At 68.1% G+C, this 24166-nt stretch carries 21 protein-coding genes; 11 read left to right on the forward strand and 10 right to left on the reverse strand.

Going from position 1 to position 24166, the window contains the following annotated elements; translation table 11 throughout:
- Positions 1-497: 497 nt before the first annotated feature.
- Positions 498-2060 (reverse strand): chromosomal replication initiator protein DnaA, encoded by a 1563-nt coding sequence (gene dnaA / locus HQ325_RS10880; RefSeq protein WP_027505943.1) that lies wholly within the window; start codon positions 2058-2060, stop codon positions 498-500.
- 549 nt (positions 2061-2609) lie between these two features.
- Between dnaA and rpmH the strand changes: the two genes are divergently transcribed.
- The 9 genes from rpmH to HQ325_RS10925 all read left to right on the forward strand — a co-directional run bounded on the left by rpmH (position 2610) and on the right by HQ325_RS10925 (position 9211).
- Positions 2610-2753 carry a 50S ribosomal protein L34 gene (rpmH, locus tag HQ325_RS10885; RefSeq protein WP_027505944.1) on the forward strand — a complete coding sequence of 48 codons (144 nt, stop codon included), beginning with the start codon at positions 2610-2612 and terminating at the stop codon, positions 2751-2753.
- 24 nt (positions 2754-2777) lie between these two features.
- Positions 2778-3200: a ribonuclease P protein component gene (gene rnpA, locus HQ325_RS10890; protein ID WP_222629401.1), complete on the forward strand. Its 423-nt coding sequence runs from the start codon at positions 2778-2780 to the stop codon at positions 3198-3200.
- Positions 3200-3589: a membrane protein insertion efficiency factor YidD gene (gene yidD, locus HQ325_RS10895; RefSeq protein ID WP_222630946.1), complete on the forward strand. Its 390-nt coding sequence runs from the start codon at positions 3200-3202 to the stop codon at positions 3587-3589. Before rnpA ends, yidD begins: the two co-directional genes overlap by 1 nt.
- Before the next feature lie 4 nt (positions 3590-3593).
- Complete coding sequence (gene yidC / locus HQ325_RS10900) at positions 3594-4697, forward strand: membrane protein insertase YidC (RefSeq protein ID WP_222629403.1); 1104 nt, start codon at positions 3594-3596, stop codon at positions 4695-4697.
- A gap of 71 nt (positions 4698-4768) precedes the next feature.
- On the forward strand, positions 4769-5374 hold the full coding sequence (locus HQ325_RS10905; RefSeq protein ID WP_222629405.1) for a protein jag: 606 nt from the start codon (positions 4769-4771) through the stop codon (positions 5372-5374).
- 187 nt (positions 5375-5561) lie between these two features.
- A complete protein-coding gene (gene rsmG / locus HQ325_RS10910) occupies positions 5562-6266 on the forward strand; it encodes a 16S rRNA (guanine(527)-N(7))-methyltransferase RsmG (protein ID WP_222629407.1) in 705 nt (234 codons plus the stop codon).
- Between the two features lie 37 nt (positions 6267-6303).
- Complete coding sequence (locus HQ325_RS10915) at positions 6304-7299, forward strand: ParA family protein (RefSeq protein ID WP_222629409.1); 996 nt, start codon at positions 6304-6306, stop codon at positions 7297-7299.
- Entirely contained in the window at positions 7296-8288 is a 993-nt protein-coding gene (locus HQ325_RS10920; RefSeq protein WP_222629411.1) for a ParB/RepB/Spo0J family partition protein, read from the forward strand. The genes HQ325_RS10915 and HQ325_RS10920 overlap by 4 nt, the downstream gene beginning before the upstream one ends.
- A gap of 212 nt (positions 8289-8500) precedes the next feature.
- Complete coding sequence (locus HQ325_RS10925; RefSeq protein WP_222629413.1) at positions 8501-9211, forward strand: GNAT family N-acetyltransferase; 711 nt, start codon at positions 8501-8503, stop codon at positions 9209-9211.
- A gap of 27 nt (positions 9212-9238) precedes the next feature.
- Here the strand turns inward: HQ325_RS10925 and HQ325_RS10930 are convergent, their stop codons facing one another.
- The 8 genes from HQ325_RS10930 to HQ325_RS10965 all read right to left on the reverse strand — a co-directional run bounded on the left by HQ325_RS10930 (position 9239) and on the right by HQ325_RS10965 (position 20653).
- Entirely contained in the window at positions 9239-10423 is a 1185-nt protein-coding gene (locus HQ325_RS10930) for an N-acetylmuramoyl-L-alanine amidase (RefSeq protein ID WP_222629416.1), read from the reverse strand.
- A gap of 183 nt (positions 10424-10606) precedes the next feature.
- Positions 10607-10939 carry a thioredoxin gene (gene trxA, locus HQ325_RS10935; protein ID WP_222629418.1) on the reverse strand — a complete coding sequence of 111 codons (333 nt, stop codon included), beginning with the start codon at positions 10937-10939 and terminating at the stop codon, positions 10607-10609.
- A gap of 47 nt (positions 10940-10986) precedes the next feature.
- Positions 10987-11976, reverse strand: a complete 990-nt coding sequence (trxB, locus tag HQ325_RS10940) for a thioredoxin-disulfide reductase (RefSeq protein WP_222629421.1) — start codon at positions 11974-11976, stop codon at positions 10987-10989.
- A gap of 136 nt (positions 11977-12112) precedes the next feature.
- Complete coding sequence (locus tag HQ325_RS10945) at positions 12113-12790, reverse strand: hypothetical protein (RefSeq protein ID WP_222629423.1); 678 nt, start codon at positions 12788-12790, stop codon at positions 12113-12115.
- A gap of 60 nt (positions 12791-12850) precedes the next feature.
- Positions 12851-13429 (reverse strand): RNA polymerase sigma factor SigM, encoded by a 579-nt coding sequence (gene sigM, locus HQ325_RS10950; RefSeq protein ID WP_222629425.1) that lies wholly within the window; start codon positions 13427-13429, stop codon positions 12851-12853.
- 76 nt (positions 13430-13505) lie between these two features.
- A complete protein-coding gene (gene murJ, locus HQ325_RS10955) occupies positions 13506-17345 on the reverse strand; it encodes a murein biosynthesis integral membrane protein MurJ (RefSeq protein ID WP_374107232.1) in 3840 nt (1279 codons plus the stop codon).
- A gap of 174 nt (positions 17346-17519) precedes the next feature.
- Positions 17520-19934, reverse strand: a complete 2415-nt coding sequence (locus tag HQ325_RS10960; RefSeq protein WP_222629429.1) for a DUF6049 family protein — start codon at positions 19932-19934, stop codon at positions 17520-17522.
- Positions 19931-20653: an NUDIX hydrolase gene (locus HQ325_RS10965; RefSeq protein ID WP_308014523.1), complete on the reverse strand. Its 723-nt coding sequence runs from the start codon at positions 20651-20653 to the stop codon at positions 19931-19933. Before HQ325_RS10965 ends, HQ325_RS10960 begins: the two co-directional genes overlap by 4 nt.
- A 78-nt stretch (positions 20654-20731) precedes the next feature.
- On the opposite strand from HQ325_RS10965, the gene HQ325_RS10970 reads away from it, so the two are divergent.
- Complete coding sequence (locus HQ325_RS10970) at positions 20732-22183, forward strand: CCA tRNA nucleotidyltransferase (protein ID WP_222629431.1); 1452 nt, start codon at positions 20732-20734, stop codon at positions 22181-22183.
- On the opposite strand, the gene HQ325_RS10975 is transcribed toward HQ325_RS10970, so the two are convergent.
- Positions 22128-23468 carry an MFS transporter gene (locus tag HQ325_RS10975; protein ID WP_222629433.1) on the reverse strand — a complete coding sequence of 447 codons (1341 nt, stop codon included), beginning with the start codon at positions 23466-23468 and terminating at the stop codon, positions 22128-22130. The genes HQ325_RS10970 and HQ325_RS10975 overlap by 56 nt on opposite strands.
- A 73-nt stretch (positions 23469-23541) precedes the next feature.
- On the opposite strand from HQ325_RS10975, the gene HQ325_RS10980 reads away from it, so the two are divergent.
- Positions 23542-24147: a YqgE/AlgH family protein gene (locus tag HQ325_RS10980; protein WP_204869425.1), complete on the forward strand. Its 606-nt coding sequence runs from the start codon at positions 23542-23544 to the stop codon at positions 24145-24147.
- The last annotated feature ends 19 nt before the right edge of the window (positions 24148-24166 follow it).

Here is a 24166-nt window from a genome sequence, read left to right on the forward strand (position 1 = left end):
GCCCGGTTGATCCTCTCGCTGACCTGCTCCACACGAGTCGGTGGGCAAACCACACCGTATGCCTTCGAGCGCGTGCTGAAAAGTCGGGGTTCGTCTCGATCCGAGCCCTCGGAGGCGGTTGTGAATGGATCCGTCCCCACCCTGTTTTCAAAGAGATGTTCCTAGGAAGAAATACAAGCAGTAGTCATAGGTCCTGTGGAATCTGTGGACCGACCCTGTCCGGTGCTGGTGGCACGGCGTGGCGGCTCGAGGATGAACCCGGGCACCACGACGGGCTCGGCGCGGGTCACATGTGGACGGACGGTGGACTCGGCGCGAACTACAGATTTCATCCCCGGGGTATCCACGTTATTCACACAGTTGTCCACAGGTGTGTATCGAGCAGAATCGGCCCGGATTCCGGTCGAATTCTCCGGCGCAGAAACTCCGGTACCGACGAGAACGGCCGCCCGAGTCGCCGCGGGGGCGACTCGAACGGCCGTGAACACTCGGGTGGGTCAGCGCTTGGAGCGCTGCTTCACGCGGGCGGTGAGCTCCTGCACCTGGTTGTACGTACGGTGCCGCTCCGCCATCTCCTTACGGATCTTCTTGTCGGCGTACATGACGGTGGTGTGGTCACGGCCGAACGTCTGACCGATCTTGGGCAGCGACAGATCGGTCAGTTCGCGGCACAGATACATCGCGATCTGGCGTGCCTGCGCCAGTGCACGGGCCTTGCCGGGTCCGCACAGTTCCTCGATGGAGGTGTCGAAGTACTCCGCAGTGACGGCCATGATCGTGGCCGCGGTGATCTCCAGTCCCGTCGAGTCCGGCATCAGGTCTCGGAGAACGGCCTCGGCGAGCGCGGTGTCCAGGTTGTGCCCGTTCAGCGACGCGAAGGCCGTCACCCGGATGAGCGCACCCTCGAGCTCACGGATGTTCCGCTCGATCCGGCTCGCGATGAGTTCGAGCACCTCGTGGGGCACGTCCAGGCGGTCCATCTGCGCCTTCTTGCTCAGGATCGCGATACGCGTCTCGAGCTCGGGCGGCTGCACGTCGGTGATGAGGCCCCACTCGAAGCGGGTGCGCAGTCGTTCCTCGAGGGTCGCGAGCTGCTTGGGCGGCCGATCGGAGGAGACCACGATCTGCTTGTTCGCATTGTGCAGCGTGTTGAAGGTGTGGAAGAACTCTTCCTGGATACCTTCCTTGCCCTCGATGAACTGGATGTCGTCCACCAGCAGGACGTCCGTCTCGCGGTAGCGGCGCTTGAACGCCACCTTGCGGTCGTCTCGCAGGCTGTTGATGAAGTCGTTCGTGAACTCCTCGGTGGACACGTACTTCACGCGCATGCCGGGAAACAGACGTTGGGCGTAGTGGCCGGCGGCGTGCAGCAGGTGAGTCTTTCCCAGTCCGGACGCACCCCACACGAACAGCGGGTTGTACGCCCGCGCCGGTGCCTCCGCGATGGCGACGGCGGCCGCGTGGGCGAACCGGTTCGAGGCGCCGATGACGAAGGTGTCGAACGTGTACTTCGCGTTGAGGCTCGTGCTGCCCGTCGGAGTGGACGTCGACCGCGGCGGCACCGTGTAGGAGGTGGGCCACGAGTTCTGGACGCTGGTCAGAGCGTCCCGATCGTCGTCGACCTCCTCGTGATCGCCGTAGTCACTGCTCTCCGAGTCGGACGGTTCCCCCGCGGTGGACTCGGTGAGCAGGCGTCGGCGATACACGGGTGCACTGTGTGCGGTGTCGGGGCGGCGTTCGGTGTCGACGGGCGTGGGGACATCCGACAGGTCGGCGTCCGCTCCGGGAGCGAGCCGGACACCGAGTCCCTCGACCGGGCGGTCGAGATGGCGGCCGAGTGCCGCGAGGATGGGTTCACGCAGACCACGTTCGACCGCTTCCTGCGCGATCGGCGACGGAACCGAGAGCAGGGCGAAACCTTGCGCGAGAGTGATGGGTCGGACGAGTGCGAGCCACGCCTTCTGAGCGCGAGACAGAGACGACCCCGAATTGGACTCGGCCGTGAGCTCGGCGACGACACTCGGCCATACAGCGGCCAAGACGTCCGGATCGTCCTCCACGGTGCCTCCCAGGGGCCGTGGCGTGACCGCGGCCGTCGATGATGCTGCGGTGCCTCGAGAGCTCCGCCGACGACACGAATATGCCACCCGACCTGTGTTTCCACATAATTATCCACAGCTGTGGACAAACGACACCGGTGTAGCTCGACGGCATCTCGCGCGGAGACGTGCCGGAGCAGCGGCGCTGTGACCTGCGGTGATGCAGAGTCGTGGTGAGAGATCCCCACCGACGGGGCGAGACGTCGTCACCCGCACAGCGAAGTTAGCAGGCTCACCGGTGCACAACAAGACGAACGGTCCTCTCTCGGCCGCGCGAGGTCGTCGACCTGCCGGGGGCGTGTCATCGTGACAGGAGCCCTGTCCCCGGGGTAGCGCGGTTTGACCTCGTTCGACGCCGTCAGTACCCTCGAACGGTCACCCGCGACATGCGTGGATCGGTCCTGCCGTTCCCCTGCACGGGTGGCCACCGAACTCGAGTTCGCCGAACTCGCGACCATCATCACACCACCGGCAGTCCTCGGGACTGCCGATATCTCGAGGAGTACCACCGTGGCCAAGGGCAAGCGGACGTTCCAGCCGAACAACCGTCGTCGTGCACGTGTGCACGGCTTCCGTCTGCGCATGCGCACGCGTGCCGGCCGCGCGATCGTGTCGGCTCGTCGCGGCAAGGGCCGCGCGTCGCTGACCGCCTGATTTCCCGGTAACCGGAACGCTCGGGTGTTACCTGAGCAGCATCGGCTGCACCAGTCGTCGGATTTCCAGACGACGGTGCGCCGTGGCCGACGCACAGGACGCCACGACATCGTCGTGCACCTGAGGTTCCGAGAAGACGAGAACGCTCTCGTCTCCTCCGGACACCCGCGTTTCGGGCTCGTGGTCAGTAAAGCAGTGGGGCCGGCGGTGACTCGACACAGAGTCGCACGCCGGCTTCGTCATATCTGCAGCTCGATGCTTCCTCTCGTCGAGTCGGATGTCGACGTGGTCGTACGGGCACTGCCCGGCGCAGCGACCGCGGCGTCCTCCGAACTCGAACGCCAGCTGGCGTCGGGTCTGCGACGACTCGGAGCGATGCGCGCGATGAACTCCTCTCACCCGGTTCCCGCCGAGCGCCCCCGCGCCCTCGGCCGGTCCGAGACGTGATGACGGAGTCCTCGAATCCGGTCTCGGACGTGCCTGCGTCCGACCGTGGCCTTCTCCGTCGGCTGGTGTCTCTCCCCGCCCGGTCGGTCATCCTTCTCGTCGAGGCATACAGGTCCTACATCTCCCCTCTTCGTCTTCCGACGTGTCGATTCACGCCGACGTGCAGTGAGTACGCCGTGGAGGCGCTCCGCACCCGTGGGTTCGTCGTCGGTGCCGTTCTGGCGGTCGTCCGCCTCCTCAAGTGCGCACCCTGGCACCCTGGTGGGTGGGATCCCGTTCCACCCCCGCGTCGTCTCCGGGGTGGCGCCGACGCGGTGCCGACCGACACCGACCACGCTTGCCCGCAGTCTCATGACCCCGTGAGGGTGAACCAACAGAGGAGTACATAGAGCCGTGCTCGACTTCATCTACTACCCGGTATCCGGAATTCTCTGGGTCTGGCACAAAGTGTTCGGTGCCGTGCTCGGCGCGGACAGCGGTTTCGCCTGGGCGCTGTCCGTGGTGTTCCTGGTCTTCACACTGCGTCTGATCCTCTACAAGCCCTTCGTCAAGCAGGTGCGGACCACGCGCCAGATGCAGGAACTTCAGCCGCAGATCAAGGCTCTGCAGAAGAAGTACGGCAAGGATCGCCAGAAGCTTGCCGTCGAGATGCAGAAGCTCCAGAAGGAGCACGGATTCAACCCGATCATGGGTTGCCTTCCTGTACTCGCACAGGCACCGGTGTTCATCGGTCTGTTCCACGTGCTCCGGTCGTTCAACCGCACAGGCACCGGTATCGGACAGCTGGGTCTGAGCCCGGAGGTCAACGCCGAGACGCCGAACTACTTCTTCAGCGTCGAGGATGTCCAGTCCTTCCTGTCGGCACGTCTCTTCGGTGCTCCCATCTCGGCGGCCATCACGTCGCCCGAGTCACAGCTGCGCGCGTTCGAGCCGTTCGGGGGCATCCCGTCGATCGGTCCGATCCTCGCCGTCTCCATTCCGCTGATGATCATCGCCAGCATCGCGACCCACCTGAACTCGCGCGCGTCGGTGGCGCGTCAGAGCGAGGCAGCTGCGGCCAACCCGCAGTCGGCGATCATGAACAAGCTCGCGCTGTACGTGTTCCCGCTCGGCGTCCTCGTCGGTGGCCCGTTCCTTCCCGTGGCCATCCTCCTGTACTGGGTGAGCAACAACGTGTGGACCTATGCGCAGCAGCACCTCGTCTTCGGTCGCATCGACAAGGAAGAGGCGGCGAAGAAGGAAGCCGCTCTCGAGCGCCGGAACGAGAACGCTCCGAAGCCCGGTGCGCGCCCTGACGCCCTGAAGAAGAAGCCGGCACCGGGAGCCAAGCCCACCCGCGCCGTCGCCGCAGAATCGGCCACGGACACCGGCAGTGACACGGCATCATCGGAGTCGAACCCGACACCGGGCACCGCGGCCACCAACGGCGCCACCACTCCTCGGAAGAAGAAGACTCCTCCCGGCAAGGTGCGACCCAAGCAGCAGAAGCGTCGCTGATCCGGCCGTCGTGACCCTGCCGGTCCGCCCGCGGACCAGAACCACGTGAAGTGATACGAGTGCGAACGGAAATGGACGACAACGTGACCATCGATTCGAAGACGGACGAGCAGAGCACACCCGAGGTCGAGGCCTCGGCAGACGACACCGTGGTGGCCGCTGTTGCCGTGACCCCGGAATCAGACACAGAGGCGGACGAGCCCGAGGGTGACGCCGAGGACTACCTCGTCGAAGAGGGTGAGATCGCGGGCGACTACCTGGAGCAGTTGCTCGACGTCCTCGACTTCGACGGCGACATCGACCTCGACGTGGAGGGTGACCGTGCAGTCGTCAGCATCGACGGCGGTAAGGATCTCAACAAGTTGGTCGGCCGCAAGGGTGAGGTTCTCGACGCCCTGCAGGAACTGACACGTCTCGCTGTGCAGCAGTCGACGGGCGACCGCAGCAAGCTGATGCTCGATGTGGCCGGATGGCGTGCGGGCCGCCGCGAGGAGTTGACGCGACTGGGAACCGAGGCCGCTGAGCGCGTCGCGGCGTCCGGTGACAGCGAACCCCTGGAGCCGATGACCCCGTTCGAGCGGAAGATCGTGCACGACGCCGTGGCGACGGTCGCCGGTGTGACGAGTGAGAGTGACGGCGTCGAGCCGAATCGACACGTGGTCGTCGTCAAGGAGTGATCTGACGACGGAGTCGACAGGGGGCGCGGTCCACGGACCGCGCCCCTTTCTTATGTCCGGGGTCGGTCGACGTCTCGGCGGGTGAGGAATGTCTGCGGTCGTCACTAGACTGCCTCCAGCGCGTGGCGCCCGGCGTCAGCAGAATTACACGAGTGTGGTTCATGACCACCCAGCAGGACGCGAGAGGATGTTTCACGTGGAACATGAGGAAGAGTCCGCGACTCCAGCGTGGGTCGACGATGCCATCGTTCGAGTGTTCGGTGACCGGGCCGACACGGCTCGGGCGTACTACGACTCCCTGAAGGGTGACGGTGTCGTCAGAGGATTGATCGGTCCGCGCGAGGTTCCCCGGCTGTGGGAGCGTCATCTCCTGAATTGCGCCGTGGTCGGAGAACTCATCCCCGAGGGCGCCAGCGTGGTCGACGTCGGCAGTGGCGCCGGGCTGCCAGGGATCCCGCTCGCGATCGCTCGACCGGATCTGTCCGTGTTCCTCGTCGAGCCGCTCCTACGCCGCACGGTGTATCTCGCAGAGATCGTGGAGCAACTCGGTCTCGACGTGACAGTGGTGCGCGGACGAGCCGAGCAGCCGGGCGTCATCAAAGAAGCCGGCGGTTGTGACATCGTCACGTCGCGTGCAGTTGCCCCGTTGGAGAAGTTGGCGCGCTGGTCCCTGCCCCTTGTGCACGAGGGCGGCGTGATGCTCGCCTTGAAGGGCAGCACGGCGCAGGAGGAGATCGATCGCGACTCCGGGACCCTCACGCGGATAGGCGCAAAGAACTTCCAGGTGTTGCAGTGTGGTGAGGGCGTCGTTCCCACACCGACTATCGTTGTACGCGCGGAGCGCGCTGTGCGTGGTAACCGCGTCCCCAAGTTCTCCGCCGGCTCACGCTGACGTCTGCGTGGATCGATCGTTGTCGAAGGAGCAAGTCATGTCGGGTGAATCCGAAGCCGCTGTTTCACGTGAAACACCCGCCGTCGACGTTTCACGTGAAACACGACCGGCATCGGAGTCCTACGGCTACTCCCCCATCACGTCGGACGACACCCCCATCGGTGCGGCCGCCCAGCGCGCGAGCCAGGTTCTGCACAAGAGTGGTGTCGCCCTCCCGCGACCGCCAGTCCGCAGAGTGCTGACGATCGCCAATCAGAAGGGCGGCGTCGGTAAGACGACGACGGCGGTGAACATCGCCGCGGCACTCGCTGTGCAGGGGCTGTCTGTTCTGGTCGTCGATCTGGATCCCCAGGGCAATGCGTCGACTGCTCTCGGCGCCGTCCACACCTCGGGCACCCCGTCCAGCTACGAGCTGCTCCTCGGTGAGATCACCGCCGTGGAGGCCATTCAACGCAGCCCGAAGAATGATCGCCTGATGTGCATCCCGGCGACGATCGACTTGGCCGGCGCCGAGATCGAGTTGGTCTCCATGGTGGCCCGCGAAGGTCGTCTCAAGACGGCACTGTCCAGCGCTGCGCTCGATGATCTGCAGATCGACTTCGTCCTCATCGACTGCCCTCCCTCGCTCGGACTCCTGACCGTCAACGCGATGGTGGCGGCAACGGAGGTACTCATTCCCATCCAGTGCGAGTACTACGCGCTGGAAGGTGTCGGTCAGCTACTGCGCAACATCGAGTTGGTCCAGGCGCACCTCAATCCGCGCCTGCACGTGTCCACGGTGATCCTGACGATGTACGACGGCCGAACCAAGCTGGCCGACCAGGTGGCGGACGAGGTGCGCAAGCACTTCGGCGATGCCGTACTCAAGTCGGTGATTCCGCGCAGTGTGAAGGTCTCCGAAGCTCCCGGTTACGGAATGACCGTGTTGGACTACGACCCGGGTTCACGTGGAGCCATGTCCTACCTCGATGCCGGGCGTGAGATGGCGGCGCGGAGCGCGAGCATGAACGCAGGGACGGAGGCAACGGCATGAGTTCGACCAAGAAGGGCGGTCTCGGCCGCGGTCTGGCGGCTCTCATTCCGACATCCCCCGGTCAAAGTTCCGGCCTGGGATCGGCGGCCGCGGACGTGGTCATCGGTGGTGAGTCCCGCACGGCGACGGCTCCGTCCTCCACCCCGCCGAGGATCGTCGAGGACGATCTCACGCCCGCAGGTGCGGTGTACAGAGAGATCGCTCCCGGCAAGATCGAGCCGAATCCCAAGCAGCCACGCTCCGTGTTCGAGCAGGAGGCGCTCGAGGAGCTGGTGCACTCGATCCGCGAGTTCGGCCTCATGCAGCCGATCGTGGTCCGCCAGATCGGTGATGATCGATATCAGTTGGTCATGGGTGAGCGTCGTTGGCGAGCGAGCCAGGAAGCCGGCCTGGACGCCATTCCGGCGATTGTCCGCGAGACCGCAGACGACACTCTCCTCCGCGACGCGCTCCTCGAGAACATTCACCGTGTCCAGCTGAACCCACTGGAGGAGGCGGCTGCGTACCAACAACTCCTCGAGGAGTTCGACGTCACGCACGATCAGCTCGCTGCCCGGCTCGGTCGATCCCGGCCGGTCATCACCAACATGATCCGGCTCCTGCGGCTCCCCATCCCCGTACAGAGGCGTGTTGCGGCAGGCGTTCTGTCCGCCGGACATGCTCGAGCACTGTTGTCGCTCGATGCGGGTGCCGCGGCACAGGAGGATTTGGCGGCACGCATCGTGGCCGAGGGCATGTCGGTGCGAGCCACCGAAGAGGCGGTGACTCTCGCGAATCGGGAGGACCCGGCTGCGCCGGCCCCGACTCCGAAACGCAAGCCGATCCAGATGCCGGGTCTGCAGGACGTCGCGGAGCGGCTCTCCGAATCGTTCGACACCCGTGTCACCGTGAGCCTCGGCAAGCGTAAAGGCAAGATCGTGGTCGAGTTCGGCTCGGTGGACGACCTTCAGCGCATCGTGGAGATGATGGAACGCCAGAAGTCGTCGTGACCGCGTCGATCGCGGGTACGGCCACCCACGCTCCTTTCGTCACTGTGACGTAACTGCGCCATCGAAGCCGAAAGTCATTGCACTGCTGAGACTTTCGTCTGACGGGCGCCGTGGTGTCCTCGAGAGAGGCCTATCGCTTATCCTGAAGGGGCACACACAGTCGCGGAGGCTCGTCGCCGCCGCGAGTCGGGGTACGGAGGCTGAGTCAACGCGTGTCGATCGTCGTCTCCACACTCACCCTCGGCGGATTCGATGCGCTTCCGGCGCACGATCGCCAGTGCGTCTTCTGGACCATGGATCCCGCGGCCCCTTCCACAGCGACTCTCGTCGACACCGAGTTCGAGAAGGAGGCGTGGCTGTCGATGGTCATGCTCGAGTGGGGTCCGTGCGGACAGGTCGCCACCGATGTCGCGGGCGCCGATGTACCGGCATCCTCCGATTCGGTGGGGTGCGCTCTGTACGCACCCCCCGGGGCCGTACCCAGGGTCTCGCACTTCCCCACCGCGCCCGTCAGCCCGGACGCAGTTCTGTTGACCTCGCTCTACTCACCCCTGTCCGCGCAGGACGGTGACGGAATCCGGGACACGCTCCTGCACGCAGTGGTGCGCGATCTCGTCAACCGTGGTGTGCGAGCGCTCGAAGCGTTCGGAGTCCGGCTCGAGGATTCCGAGCTCGACGAGCGACGTTCCCTCATCGACACTCCACCGTGCGGAGAGGCCACCTGCATGATCGACGCCGACTTCCTCGAGAAGTACGGCTTCGAGGTCGTGGCTCCGCATCACCGGTTCCCGCGGCTCCGGTTGGAGCTCGATCGGGACCACGGGTGGAAGGAAGACGTGGAGGCGGCGCTCGAGCGGCTGCTGGAGGCAGCAGCGCTCACTGTCGTCGAAGCCGATGCTCGGGTGCCCGTCGGGGCTCGTTGAGCAGACGTCCGACCCGACGGAACCCCGTCAGGCGCCTTCGGCGACCGACAATTCGTAGGCGAGCAGCTCGGCGAAGGTGAACGTGCCCGTCGGCTGGTCGTCCTGGCCGAGGAGATACAGGCGCTTCACCGCGACGAGGACGGCCTCCGCGATGATGTCGCGCATCCGCGGGTCGGCCAGCACCTCGACGTCCTCATGGCTGGTGAGGTATCCCAGCTCGAGTTGTACGGTCGGCATGTTCGTCAGTCGGAGCAGGTCCCACGTGCGACCGTGACTCCGGCAGTCCTGCAGCGAGGTTCGTGCCACGATCTCACGTTGGATGTAGCTGGTGAGCACCTGACCGATGAGCGACGCGGAGCCGTGTGAATTGCCGAAGTGAAAGCTGGCCACACCGTGCGCCACCGGCGACGGGTAGCTGCTGCAGCGCAGCGAGATCATGAGATCGGCGCCGATACCGTTGGCGGTCTCGGCGCGCTCGGCCGTGCTGGGATCCGTGGATCGGGCGCGGGACAGGTAGGTCTCCATACCGGTCGCGGCCATGCGCCCCTCGAGGCGTCCAGCGAGATCCCAGAGGATCGCTTCCTCGGTCAGCGGACCGTCCGCGGTCTGGATCACCATGCCGGAGTTCGTGCCACCCAGGCCCGGGTCGATCACGATGCGCTTGCCCGTCAACTGGGGGCCGGATCGACGAACGAGCTCCTCCTCGGAGATCGCGTGTGGTGACCCGCCGGTGACCCTGGTGCCGAGCAGGTCCAGGGCGCGCAGTGTGGCGGGTCCGCAGATGCCGTCCGGTGACAGCCCGATCTCGCTCTGGAAGGACGACAGGCCCTCGTGCGTCTCGCCGCCGAAGTAGCCGTCGACCCGGCCGTTGTAGAACCCCAGGTCCTGCAGTCGACGCTGCAGCGTGGCGACGTCGTCGCCGTACAGCGGAGCGGAGAGTTGGTAGATCAGGGTGCGGGCGCCGAGTCGGAAGGACGCCTCCTTGACCGAGCGATAGGTGGCGGTGTCCACCTCGCCGGTCACGAGAAGACCGCGCTGCTGCTGAAATGCACGGACGGCCTCGTCGAGAGCAGCGTCGAACAGCACGTTCGGCTCCGCCCAGGCGATGTCGCCGTCGACCGCGGCGGAGGGCGGCAGGAAGCCGAGACCCGAGAGGATGTCCCGGACCTCCGCGACGGCTGGACCTCGATCGCCGTGGCGGAGTGGCTTCATACTGTCGTCGACCCTTCTTCGGTACCGGACGCCTCGGCGCCCGGCGGTACACGTCCCCGGTAGGTGTTCCTGAAGGACGATTGTCTCAGAAGATCATGCTCCTCCCACAATCGTCCCGGCCGCAGAACACACACACGCCCGGCGTGTCATGGACAGGCCGGGCGTGTGGTGGTGCGAATCAGGTCAGGAGAGGACGCCGTCCAGATCGCGCAGCAGCGCGGCCTTGCCCTTGGCTCCGACGATGGTCTTCACGGGTTCGCCATTCTGGAACAGGATCATGGTGGGGATCGACATCACCTTGAAATCACGCGCTGCCTGCGGGTTCGCGTCGATGTCGAGCTTGGCGACGGTGATCTTGTCGGCGTGCTCACCGGCGATCTCCTCGAGCACCGGGGCGACCATCTTGCACGGTCCGCACCACGTTGCCCAGAAGTCGACCAGGACGGGCTTCTCGCTCTGCAGAACCTCGGTGGCGAAGGTGTCGTCGCTGATGGTGACGGTGTTCTTGTCGGTCATGTTCTCGTGCCTCTCGTGTGCCGATAGGTGATCCGGGTGGACGGTGCTCAGACGCTCACGGCGTCGACGTCGCGGTCGGCGTTCTCGAGCGTGTTCTCGGTGATGTCGCCCTGGTCGGCGAGCCAACGCTCGGCGTCGATCGACGCGGAGCAGCCCGTACCGGCCGCGGTGATCGCCTGCTGGTAGACGTGATCCACCAGGTCGCCGGCGGCGAAGACACCGTCGATGGAGGTGGACGTGGTGGGCGCCTGAACCGTCACGTAGCCCGCGTCGTCGAGTTCGACCTGACCCCGGACGAGTTCGGAGCGAGGGTCGTGGCCGATGGCGACGAACACGCCGGTCACCGGGAGCACGCGCTCCTCACCGGACCCCGTGTCACGGATCTTCAGTCCGGTGACGCCGGACTCGCCCTGCACCTCGACGACGTCGGCGTTGGTGACGAAGGTGATCTTCTCGTTCTCCTTGGCACGCTCGAGCATGATGCGCGACGCACGGAACTCCTCACGGCGATGAACGATGGTGACCGAGCGCGCGAAGCGGGTGAGGAAGGTTGCCTCCTCCATGGCGGAGTCGCCGCCACCGATGACCGCGATGTCCTGGTCACGGAAGAAGAACCCGTCGCACGTGGCGCAGGCGGACACGCCGCGGCCGAGCAACGTCTGCTCTCCGGGCACACCCAGGTAGCGCGCGGCGGCACCCATGGCCAGGATGACCGCGCGGGCACGGTACTCGGTGCCGTCGACGGTCACGGTCTTGACGTCACCGGTCAACGACATGTCCTCGACGTCCTCGGTGCGGATGTCGGCGCCGAATCGCATCGCCTGCTCGCGCATCTGCTCCATGAGATCGGGGCCCATGATGCCGTCGCGGAAGCCGGGGAAGTTCTCCACCTCGGTCGTGGTCATCAGCGCACCGCCGAACTGGGTGCCCTCGAACACGAGGGGCTTCAGTTCTGCGCGTGCCGCGTACACCGCAGCGGTGTAGCCGGCGGGACCGGACCCGACGATGATCAGGTCGTGGATGTCCGAGGTAGTCATCTTCGCCTTCCGAATTCGTGTGAGAAAACCAGGGCCGACGCGTCAGCGCACACCCTCTGATGGCTCCAACACTAGGTCAGGAGACGTTGTTCCCTCACTCGAGGCAGGCGGCCCGAGACGACAGCTACGGGATGTGTCAGCCGATCTCCGCGCGCGAGACCGTGTCCGGATCGTCCGGACCGCACGCGTCGCCCACAGCAATCGCGACGAGCGAACCGGGCGTGGTTCCGGCCGTGACGAGAAGGGTCGCCTCGGTGCCGTCGAGGGTGACGGGTCCCGATCCGACCACCGTGGCCGACGCCGGGATGCCGTTGGCCTCGAGACAGCCGGCCAGCACGGTGGCATCGGTGAAGCGACCACGATCGACCGACCCGACGAAGGACAGCACCGTCCGATCATCGAGCAGACGATCCGATGCGACCACGTCATCGGCATCGCCGGATGACTCGATCGATGCCAGGGACAGCGCGGCGGCGGCCCCTACCAGCACGGTGATCGCCGCGGCCGCCGCGACGACCGGCATCCGGGCGCGTCGGCCCGCTCGTCGTGTCGCCACCTCGTCTCGCGGTGCGTCGGCGAGTGCCTCCTGCAGCCGAGCGGCGACGGAGGGAGGCATCGGGAACCCGGCAGTGAGATCGGCGCCGCGCGCACCCACCATCTCGACGACGGCGTCCAGGTCGGCCAGATACGCGGCTGCCTCGACGTCGATGTCGGCGCGTGCACGGACGCGAGCGGCCTCGTCGTCGGGGAGCACGCCCGCGTGCAGGTCGGCGAGCAGATCGGGGGTGAGGGGATCGCGGTCGGTCACGGACACGTCACCGCCTCGTCTGTCGCCATGACAGATTGGACGCCGTCGGTGAGTCCCCGGTTCCCCTCACTCGTCCGAGTTCTGCACTCGAACGGTGGCGAGGACGACGGCGAGCTTCTGACGACCCCTCGCACAGCGGCTCTTGATCGTGCCGACGGGAACCCCGAGCGCCGCGGCGGCGTCCGCCACTGAGTACCCCTCCATGTCGACGGCGACGATCGCGGCGCGCTGGTCGGGAGGGAGAGAGAACAGTGCCTTCTCGACGACGAGGGAGAGGTCGACGTCGGCGTAGCGGTCGAAGGGGTCACGCGGCTCGCGGGTCTCCTCCCCGAGCGGCACCGTGGGTCTGACTCGATTACGACGGATGCGGTCGAGGCAGGCGTTGACGACGATGCGATGCAGCCAGCTGCGGACGGCAGCGTCCGCACGGAACGAGGCGGCGGTGCGGTGCGCGGACAGCAGCGCTTCCTGGAGGGAGTCCGCCGCGTCCTCCGCGGAGTAGCTGGCCCGTCGGGCCGTGAGCCAGAGGTGGTCCTGGTGGCGTCGCACGAGCACGGCGAACGCCGTCGCGTCGCCCGCGATGTGCGCCGCGAGCAGCTCGCCGTCCGTGGCCTCACCACCCGCGACTCCCCCGATTTGTCGCACCCGCGGAGGCTAGCCCAGAAACGAACCGTCCGAGCCGATCACGAAATCTGTTGTGACAGCGCACGACACGCGGTGATCAGGATGCTGCGGAGACCCCGATGTCGGCGATGGTGCTCTGGTTGCCGCCACCGGCGGTGCTGAGGTCCGTGATCCAGAACAGCACGTAGCGGACGGGGCCGTCGGGTGTGACGGCGATGTCGGTGAGTCCGTTGCCGAGCGTCGCGGACCCGATCACCTGTGTCTCGTCCAGGCTCGGTGTCGCGCTGGTGGCCGAGCGGATCTCGACGACCGTGCCGGGTGACGGCGAGTTCACGTAGACGCTGGCGGGAGTGGTCTCCTGGTCCAGCGTCGCCATGATGCCGACGCCGGACTTGAGGGACGGGAACGGGTTGAAGTACGAGTCCGTCTCCCACACCGTCGCCGGGTCGTTGTCGGCCACGTTGTCGACGGTGCTCGGGTTGTCAGGAGTGCCCTGCGGTGAGAAGACGTCGACGGACGACAGCGCGACGGGCACGGTGGTCGGCGCGGGTGCCACCTCACCGGGCGCGGCCGGAGCCGACGCGGACGTCGTGAGCCCGAAGTTCTGCTCGGTGAGAGGCTCGTCCGAACCGCCGCCGGCGAACAGGTTGGCGAGCCACCAGCCGACGAGTCCGAGCACCACCACGGTGAGCACACCGAGGCCCACCAACGCGGCGACCATGACGTTGGAGCGGTTTGCGGGGGGCTCGTCGTCGGGGTCGGCCAGTGCGTGACCGGTCGACCCGGGCGGGCGCTGACCGAGCCGCAGTGCGGGGATCATCTCGGTCTTCTCGTTGACCACGGCGGCCTGGCCGAGGATGTGCTGCACGGTGGCGGCCGTGCGGATGCCGCTGTTCTGCTCGAGAGCACGCACGGCGACCGCCGAGATCTCGAACGGCACGTCGGGGCGGATCTCGCGGGGCTCGATGGCCGCACCGGAGGCCGTGCGTTCGGCGATGCGCATCCCGCCGACGGTCGCAGGGCCCGACGGGTCGCCCAGGGGCCACCGCGCGGTGATCAGCGCGTAGAGCATCGCGCCGAGTCCACGCACGTCGGAGCCGGGATCAGCGTCGCCGAAGGTGGCCGGGAACGCGAGAACGGCGTCGCCCTTGATGCTGATCCGCACACGGTCCGGGTGGTCGATGGACAGCGCGCCACCGCCGCGATGGGCGGCCTCCGCGGCAGCGGCCAGCGACTTGATGGCGTTGGCGGCACCCAGGGGGGAGGGTTCCGTGTCGGCCATCTCGCGCAGGGAACGTCCGCGCGTCCACTCCGCGACGACGATGCCGCCCGAGCTGCCGCGGACGACATCGAGGACACGGGCGAGTCCCGGAGAGTTGATCCGGCCGAGACGCAGAGTCCGGGACAACACGGCCTGCGGGCCGTCGGAGCGTTCGGGAGCATCGCCCGTCGAGCGTTGCCCGGCGTCGACGAACGTCAGGGCCACCTCACGGTCGAGCTTGACGTCGTGGGCCTGCCAGAACTCGAGTCCGCGTGCACCGCCGTGGGGTGCGAGAAGGCGGTAACGGCCGCCGGCGACCGATGCGCCGGGGATGAGCTTCGGTCCCCTCAGCGGCGCGCGGGGCGATCCGGCGACAGGGACGGCAGGGGGGAGAGTGGGCGATCCGACCGGCATGACGCCGGTGTCGACGAGTCCGGACTCGGTGTCGTCGGCGGTGCGCTCGGGCCCCGTGACAGCGCGGGAGTCGGATGCCTCGGGCTCCGTGACATCGTCGGGGTCGGACGCGTTCGTATCCGTGGCGGACGCCTCGGGCTGCCGGTCGGTGTCCTCGGACGAACCGGTGGCGGCATCGGAGTCGGCGGCGCGACGGTCGTCGGTGGACACGCCACCGGGCTGAGCGGCGTCCTCGGCCTCGGACGGCGTACGCCCCCGTGCACCCTCGTCGTCGGTCACTGACACTCCTTCGTCACCACTGGTCGTGAATGCGCCGGTGTACGCGGGGATGATCGTCGTCTCCGACTCGTCTCCGGTGTACATCGGCGCGCGGGAACCGCCGTGTGCTCGCGGGTCCACTCGCCTGTCAGGGTACGGGAGCCGACCCGCGCCGGTGGCCCGACCGAACCCCTCGGTCGGCCGACCCACCGGGGGCATGTCGGGGCCACCGATCGCGGGGATCAACTCGGTCTCCGCGTACATGGGATCGGTCCCGACATGCGCTGTCGTCACAGGTCCGGACGTCACGGCCGGGGCGCGGCCGAGGCGACGCGCCACCGCGACGGTGATGGATTCGATTTCCGGGATCCGTGCCCGGTACAGGCACAGACCGGTGATCAGCAGCATGACTGCGCCGTCGAAAGCGACGCGGAGCAGAGCGCCCGGTCCGGTCAGACGGTCGAGCCCGAGGGCCGTGTCGGCCGCGAACACCGCGAGCATGCCGATCGCGGTGGAGATCAGCGTCGCCGCGACCGTGCGCCGGACTCCCGCGAGTCGTAGCTCGCCGAGGCTGCGACGCAGCAGCATCCATCCGATGATCGCCCCGGTGATGTAGCCGAGACCGTTGGCTGCGCCGAGCAACAGGACCACCGATCGATCCGACGTCGCCAGGAACGGCGTCAGGGCGGACAGCGCGATCTTGACGCCGGTGATACCGAGAACGATCCACGTGGGCGTCCACGCCTGCTCACGGGCGTAGAAGACCCGCAGGTGGATCAGGACGAGCGAGTAGGGAACGAGGGTGAAGGCCGACCAGCTGACGGCTTCACCGAGTCGCTCGGCGTCGGCTGCGCCGAAGTTGCCATAGCCGTACAGAGCCTCGCCGACCTGCGGGCCGGCCACGGTGAGGAAGCCGATGACGGGGATGAGGGCCAGCATCGTCATGCGGGTGGCCACCGACAGGTCGTCGACCACGGCGGGAGTGTCCTTGGCGGCGGCGTTGCGGCTGAGCCGGGGCATGATCGCCGTCAGCACCGTCACGCCGAGCACGCCGTACGGCAGCTGCAGCAGGATCCAGGCCTGGTTGTAGATGAGCGGGCCGGCCGGGTCGACGTGCGAGGAGATGCGCGTCGCGAACACCATGCCGGCCTGACTGATGACGACGTAGAGCACGATCGCGACGGCCATGCCGCCGAACTGACGCAGTCTGTCGTCGAGTCCCCACAGCGGGCGCAGATCGATGTTGTTCCGTCGGAGCGCGGGCACCAGGCTCAGGGCCTGGACCACGACGCCGAGCGTGATGCCGACGCCCAACACCAGCAGCTTCGGGTCGCTGATGCGCACCGGATCGAGGGAGATCTCGCCCGGTACGACGAGGTAGATCACCAGGACGGCGAGCACCACCAGGTTGTTGAGTACCGGTGCCCAGGCACCGGGCTTGAAGTTCTGCCGAGTGTTCAGGATCGCCGTGAACAGTGCGGAGAGGCCGTAGAACAGGATCGCGGGCAACAGCAGGAGAAGGAGTGCGGTGGTGAGACCCGTATTCACCTGGCCGTCCTCCGACAGGAAGACGTAGCGCGTGAGCAGTGGCGCCGCGGCCGTGGCCAGCACCGCCGCGAGGATCAGCATGGTCAGCGCAGCGGTGAAGAGCCGGCGCACGAACGCGCGGCCACCGTCGGCGTCCTCGTTCTCCGCCCGCACCAGCACGGGCACGACGATGGCCGTCAGCACGGCACCGAGGACGAGCTCGGCGATCATGTTGGGGATGACACTCGCGACGGTGTACGACGTGGCGACGGTGGTGCCCAGCACCGTGACCAGCAGCAGTTGCTTGGCGAATCCGGTGATGCGGCTGATCAACGTCGCGAACGCGATCGCGCCGGTTGCCGAGAGCAGGCGGGAGGAGCCGGATCCGGATGCCGGCTGCGGTGATGCCGCGGCCGGGGGGATGCGGGTCGGGGCGGCAGGACGGACCGGGGGCGCGACGCTCGTCGGCACCATCATCGGATCCTGAGCTGCGTCGGAGCTGCGCTGCTGCGGAGACTCGGAACTGCGCTGCTGCACAGGATCGGAACTGCGCTGCTGCACCGGATCGGAGCTGCGCTCCCAGGGCGCGCGAGGCGCCCGCGGTACGGCGTCCCGTCGCCCGTGAGGAATGCTCCCCGTCATCGAGAATCCTTACTGTTCGTCGGCGGGATCCGGTTGCCCCCGGAACCGGTGCCACAACCGTCGGCCCGCGAGCAGCAGCAGGAGCGCACCGGCGCCTGCTGTGATGATCGCCAAAGCACGACCGTACGCATTGGACCGCACGTTGACGGTCGCAGCCTGCCCGAGTCGCGTCCCGTCGGTGGTGCTTAGAGAAAACTCCACCACCATCTTGCGCGAATCGCTCACTCGAGCGGGGATCTGCAGGGAACGACTTCCGCGTGGGGGGAGCTGCTGAGGGCCGATGTTCTCGATCTGCATCGCGTCGGGCGCGTCGACCGCCAGGTCGACGGTGATGCCGATGGGCAGATCGTTCCGCGCGACCAACAGCAGCGGGCTGGCCTCCGAGGCGAGGGTGAAGACACCGCCGGGCGCGAGGATCGTCACGGAGCCGTACAGACGGTCGAGACCGGCGACGACGGCGGCGGCCCGGCGGCGCGCGGCCTCGTCCGACTCCTGGCGCTGCCCGCCCCGTCGATCCGACGTGGTCATCGCCCGCAGGAGATCCTCCCGTAGCGGGGCGAGGTACAGCGCCGGCGAGATCGCGGCGCGGGAGTCGTCGATGAGCGCGGCCCCCAGGGCACCGATGCGGGCGTTCTGGGCAGCCGCGGCGTCGCGGACATCGGCCGGTGCGCCGTCCTCCACGGCCGCGTCCGGGTAGTCCGACTCGGCCGCCTCCAGCGGCGGCGGAACGGCGAGGAGGTCCGACAGCGAGCGCGGTGTCGCGAGACCACTGCGGAACAGTCCCGCGATGGTGCCCAGCACAGCGGAGGCCTCGTCGCGGTCGGGAGTCCACGTCTGAGGCGGCGCGACCGTGAGCGATCGTGGGCCGTCGGTCGCAGCGACCGGGTCCGTGGCACCGGTGTTCAGGGCATCGAAGTGCAATGCGCCTAACGCGTCCTGCAATCGGGCCGTGCGCGAGTCCTCGGCGACGTCGTACACCTGCTCACGCGGTGTCACGGACGGGGTCGTCGGGTGCTCGCCCACCGCGGACAGCGCGGTGGAGACCTCGGTGTTGTAGAGCGCGGCACGCAGCGGAGGGGTGCCCGCATCGGTCGTGAGGGTCACCGTGTCGGGCGTACTGACGGTCTGCACGGCGTCCTGTGCGAGCAGTGCGACCGTCCGGCCCGACGCCGCGACCATGGCCGCCCCCGCATCATCGAGAGCACCCGCGTCCGGCCACAGGAGATCACGGCGGGACGTGACTCCGAGGATCGAGTCGGCGACGTCCGCCGGAGTCGTGATCGCGGCGGACGTCAGAGTCGGGTCGGCCACGGCAGCGACGGCTGCGAGATCGGTCTGGGCGAACGGCACCGCGGTGACACACATCGAGGACGCGAGGGTGCGGACGCGATCGAGCCACGACGCGGCGGCGACGGCGCCGCTGCCCTCGGAGGCGGGGCCGGTGGGATCGGCAGGGTCGTCGACCACGAGGTAGCCCCGGGTCATGCTCGAGACGGTGACGAGCAGATCGGGATCGACGGCGAGACACGTGGAGGACGCGAGTGCGCCCTCGGTGTCGACGGTCGGACCGGTCGCGAACTCCAGTGCCGACACCAGCCCCTCGAGCCGACCCCCGGCGGACAGCGAGGCTGCGAGGTCGTCGTCGTTCAGTCGCACCTCCTCGTCGACGGAGCCGGGTAGGCCCGCCGCGAGGTGTGGACGGTCGGCCAGTGGCCAGAGCAGGGTGGTGGCGACGGGGCGTCCGGTGTCCGGCGGGAGCGGGGCGGCGTCGGGAGCGACCGGATCGACCACCGTGGCGTCCCGCGGCAACCCGGATACAGGGAGCAGGAAGGCGGCATCGTCGAGCCGTGCCTCCTGCCCGTACTCGGGGTTGCCGTTGACGTTCACCAGCATCGGATAGACGCCCGGCCGATCCAGGCGCAATGACGGCCCGGTGGTCGAGCGCAGGGGCAGCGTCAGCTCGAACGGCAGCGTGTCGCCGCGTTGCAGGGCGGTGTCCGTTCCGTCGCCGGTGAGCGACTCGAACGGCCCGACCGTGTCGAAGCGATCCTGATCCTCGGTGAGCGATGTCCGGAGCTCGTCCGCCGTGCGTACCGCGGGCGCCCGCTGGAGACGGACCGAGATGTCGGACACCGCGCGGTCCCCGACGTTGGTGACCGTTCCCGTGACGGTGACGACCGGCGGGCTGCTGGTGGAGACGGTGGTCGGGGTGACCTCGTCGACCGAGATCGAGAGGAACGTGCCGTCGATCGAAGTGTCCGGTGGCGCCAGCGTGGCCGAGGGCGACGGTGTGCTCCGCGTCGTGGTGGGGTCGCTGGGCGGGTTGAAGGGTTGCGCTCCCGCGGGGACGGCCAGCCAGGCGAGCACCGCGAGGGTCGCCATGACCACGGCGAGGCGCCGGGCCGTCGGTGCGGACCGGGTCATTCGGCGGCGGGAAGGTCGGAGACCGGTCGGGATGGTGCGGGAAGGTCGGAGACCGGTCGGGATAGTGCGGGAAGGTCGGAGACCGGTCGGGGGGAGGCGGGAAGGTCGGAGACCGGTCGGGATGGTGCGGGAAGGTCGGAGACCGGTCGGGGATTCTGCGTGTCGGCGGACTTCTCGCGCGCCATCGAGTCGATCATCTCGCCGGCCCGTTCGGCGAGCTTGCGCTCGTCGGCGTACGCGAGCCGGGAGTGGAGTTCGCTGAGCGGCACCCAGGCCACCTCGGTGACCTCGACGTCCTCGTCGGACAGTTCGCCGCCGAGGGACCGCAGCAGGTAGTGGTGGACCGTCTTGTGGACGCGTCGTCCCTCGGTCACGAACCAGTAGTCGATGCTTCCCAGTGGCGCGAGGACGGACCCGGTGATGCCGGTCTCCTCCTCCACTTCCCGCTCGGCGGTCTGCTCGGGCGTCTCGCCCTGCTCGATGTGACCCTTGGGCAGCGACCACAGCAGTCGGCCTCGTCGGTCGGTGCGACCGATGAGGGCGGCGCAGAGTCCGTCGCGGGGTCCGTCGAGTCCGTCGACGACCAGGCCACCGGCCGAGGTCTCCCGAACGGTGCGGAGCGTGGGTTTGTCGGCCCCTCGTGTTCCGGGGTCGGCGGCGGCACGAGGACGCCGTCGCACACCGCGACGTGTTCTCTTGGCTCGCTCGGCACCGGACACCCGATCGATACTAGTTCCGTCTGCCCTGCTCCCGGTGGGACGCACCGCGAAGTGCGCGCCTCGGTAGGGTGTGACGTCGTGCCTCCCCCGCCTGCCACCGATCCGGACCGCCGCGCACGGCTCCTCGCGTCGGGTGCCGTGGCCCTGCGTGCGCACGACGACATCCTCGGTCCACTGGGGTCGTTGTTCGCTGCGGCGGGCCACGAGTTGTACCTCGTCGGCGGGAGCGTCCGGGACGCTCTCCTGGGCCGCTTGAGCAGTGACCTCGACTTCACGACGAACGCTCTGCCCGAGCACGTGCAGGCGCTGTTGGCGGGCTGGGCCGACCATCAGTGGGACACCGGCATCGACTTCGGCACCGTCAGTGCGGTCAAGCACGGTCGGCAGATCGAGATCACGACGTTCCGAAGCGACAAGTACGACCGGGTGTCCCGGAATCCGATCGTGCAGTACGGCTCGACGCTCGAGGACGACCTGGTCCGGCGCGATTTCACGCTCAACGCCATGGCGGTGCGGATCGGGCCGGACGGGGCCGGCGAGTTCGTCGATCCCCTGGGTGGCCTCGACGCGCTGCTCGAGGGAGTCCTGGACACGCCGACCACCCCGGAGGCGTCCTTCGACGACGATCCGCTCCGGATGCTGCGCGCTGCGCGGTTCGTCGCCCAGCTCGGCTTCACGATGCTGCCGCGGGTCCGCGCGGCGATCGAGAACATGGCGGAGCAGATCGACCGGATCACGGTCGAACGCGTCACCGCCGAGCTGGACAAGCTGATTCTCGGCGAGTTCGCCGTCGACGGCATCGACGCCCTGTGCGAGACGGGGATCGCGGCACGCATCCTCCCGGAAGTGCCGGCGATGACGCTCGAGATCGACGAGCATCACCAGCACAAGGACGTCTATCAGCATTCCCTCACGGTTCTGCAGCAGGCGATCGACCTCGAGGACGGCGATCCGGACCTGGTGCTCCGATGGGCGGCGCTGCTCCACGACATCGGCAAGCCCGACACCAAACGCAACGAGCCCGGCGGCGGGGTGAGCTTCCACCACCACGAGGTGGTGGGCGCCAAGATGGTGCGTCGCCGCCTGCGCGCACTGAAGTTCCCGAAGAAGCTGACCGACGACATCGCGCAGCTCGTCTTCCTGCATCTGCGCTTCCACGGCTACGGCAAGGGTCAGTGGACCGACTCGGCGGTGCGTCGGTACGTCACCGACGCGGGCGATCTGCTGCCCCGGCTGCACAAGCTGGTCCGCGCCGACTGCACCACCCGCAACAAGCGACGTGCAGCGTCCCTGCAGGCCACGTACGACGATCTCGAGCGGCGTATCGCGGCACTCGCCGAGCAGGAGGACCTGGCCAGGGTGCGTCCGGATCTGGACGGCAACGCCATCATGGAACTGCTCGGCATTCCGGCCGGCCCGCAGGTGGGAGAGGCGTGGAAGTTCCTGAAGGAGCTCCGCCTCGATCGCGGGCCGCTCAGTCGTGAGGATGCGGAGAAGGAGCTCCTGGCGTGGTGGGCGGCGAGGTCCTGACGCCGAGCCGGAGCGCGATCGCCGCTGCCGCCGCGTAGGCGACGACGCCGGCCACGACGCAGACGATGGCTGCGGACGTGTCGACCGCGGTCGACCCCGGACCGATCACCAAGGCCGCGCCCGCCACGGCGCCGACGAACGCCACGTTGAACACGGTGTCCTGCACTCCAAAGACGCGTCCGCGAGTGTCGTCGTCGATGTCCGTCTGCATGGCCGCGTCGGCGGTCAGCTTGACCGTCTGACCTGCGAACCCCAGGAGAAACGCCGCGAGGATCAGCAGGTCCGGCACCAGTGCGACGACGAGGGTGGCCTGGGTGAGCGTGGCCAGGACCAGCGCACCGACCACTGTGCGCGTGCGGCCGAGGCGCGGCAGGAGAACGGGCGTGCCGAGTGCGGCGAGGAACATGCCCGCCGCGGCGGCACCCACCGTCAACCCGAAGCCCGCCACACCGCCGGGCAGGACGGACGAGCGCGCGCCCTCGCGCAGCACCAGCACCATGACGAGGGTGTCGATGCCGAAGGCGACCCGGTGGGCACCCACTCCCACCAGCGCGGCGGCGACGGACGGGGTACGGCGCACCGCGACGAACCCGGACACCCAGTCGGCGAGAACACGGCTGCCCGGTGCGGACGCCGAGGCGGCTCCGGGACCCAGCTGTCCGGAAGCGAAGCCGCGCGCGAGGAGAGTCGCCGCGACGGCACCCACAGCGGACACGGCCGTCGCGAGGGCCGTCGCCCGATCCGACGGCCCGACGAGTCCGAGCACCAGGACCGCCACCGACGCGCCGGCGGCGGACACGACTGCGCCGACGGTGACCAGGGCGGCGTTGGTCGCGACGAGCGATCGCACCGGAACGACGTGCGGTAGCGACGCGGACAGGCCTGCCAGGACGAACCGGCTCACTCCGACGACGGCGAGGGCCGTGACCAGGACGGCCGTCGTCGAGGCGCCCGCGACGAGTTGCCCCGTGGCGCACAGGATGAGGAGCGACTTGACGATGCCTGCGCGGGCGAGCACGGTCGCTCGATCGACGCGGTCGAGAATCCGCGCGGCGAACGGACCGATCAGCGAGTACGGCAACAGCAGCACCGCGAAACCGGCGGCGATCGCGGCGGGATCGCCCCCGCGCTGCGGGTCGAAAAGGATGGCGCCGCCGAGGGCGGCCTGGAACATGCCGTCCCCGAACTGGGAGGCGACACGCAACGCGACCAGACGAGGTGCTCCGGGCTCGTGCCGAACGGATCGCAGCGCGTCGACGGCGCCGGTCCGCTCCGTTCGGGTCACTCGGGTGACACTAACCGCCGCCTCGGCTCGTCATCTCTCGCACTGTCGAGGCTGCCGGTGCCATGATGAGGAGGTGGCACACGCAGAAGAACCGGAGGACCGGACCGCGTCGGCCGATCAGGTGGTGCGGCCGGGATCGCTGCTGGTCTCGTCCACGGAACTCGTCGAACCGACGTTCCGTCGCACCGTGGTCTACATCATCGAGCACAACGACGCCGGCAGCCTGGGCGTCGTCATCAATCGGCCGAGCGAGACGGCGGTGCACACCGTGCTGCCGCAGTGGTCGGATCTCGCGGCGTCCCCGAAAGCGCTCTACGTGGGCGGACCCGTCAAACGCGACTCCGCGCTGTGTCTGGCCACGCTGCGGTCCGGCGTGGACGTCGACGACGTGCGGGGCATCCGTCGAGTGGACGGCCGTGTCGTGATGGTCGACCTGGACTCCGACCCGGCCGCGATCGCCCCGCTGGTGGAGGGCATGCGCATCTTCGCCGGCTACTCGGGATGGACGCTCGGACAGCTCGAGGGAGAGCTCGAGCGGGACGACTGGATGGTGGTGTCCGCGCTGCCGTCCGACGTCGTGGGCCCGCCGCGGGTCGATCTGTGGGCGCAGGTGTTGCGCCGTCAGCCGCTGCCGCTGGCGATGCTGGCGACGCACCCGATCGACGTCGACCGGAACTGAGACCGACGTTCTCGTCAGG

The sequence above is a fragment of the Rhodococcus sp. BP-349 genome (genome assembly GCF_019835845.1).
Lineage (GTDB): Bacteria > Actinomycetota > Actinomycetes > Mycobacteriales > Mycobacteriaceae > Rhodococcoides.

Coding starts and splice junctions, on each gene's coding strand:
- rsmG (WP_222629407.1), top strand. CDS start 5,562: ATGTTTCACGTGGAACATGAGGAAGAGTCCGCGACTCCAGCGTGGGTC.
- murJ (WP_374107232.1), bottom strand. CDS start 17,345: ATGATGGTGCCGACGAGCGTCGCGCCCCCGGTCCGTCCTGCCGCCCCG.
- trxA (WP_222629418.1), bottom strand. CDS start 10,939: ATGACCGACAAGAACACCGTCACCATCAGCGACGACACCTTCGCCACC.
- HQ325_RS10905 (WP_222629405.1), top strand. CDS start 4,769: ATGGACGACAACGTGACCATCGATTCGAAGACGGACGAGCAGAGCACA.
- HQ325_RS10960 (WP_222629429.1), bottom strand. CDS start 19,934: ATGACCCGGTCCGCACCGACGGCCCGGCGCCTCGCCGTGGTCATGGCG.
- trxB (WP_222629421.1), bottom strand. CDS start 11,976: ATGACTACCTCGGACATCCACGACCTGATCATCGTCGGGTCCGGTCCC.
- HQ325_RS10915 (WP_222629409.1), top strand. CDS start 6,304: ATGTCGGGTGAATCCGAAGCCGCTGTTTCACGTGAAACACCCGCCGTC.
- HQ325_RS10920 (WP_222629411.1), top strand. CDS start 7,296: ATGAGTTCGACCAAGAAGGGCGGTCTCGGCCGCGGTCTGGCGGCTCTC.
- HQ325_RS10930 (WP_222629416.1), bottom strand. CDS start 10,423: ATGAAGCCACTCCGCCACGGCGATCGAGGTCCAGCCGTCGCGGAGGTC.
- yidD (WP_222630946.1), top strand. CDS start 3,200: ATGACGGAGTCCTCGAATCCGGTCTCGGACGTGCCTGCGTCCGACCGT.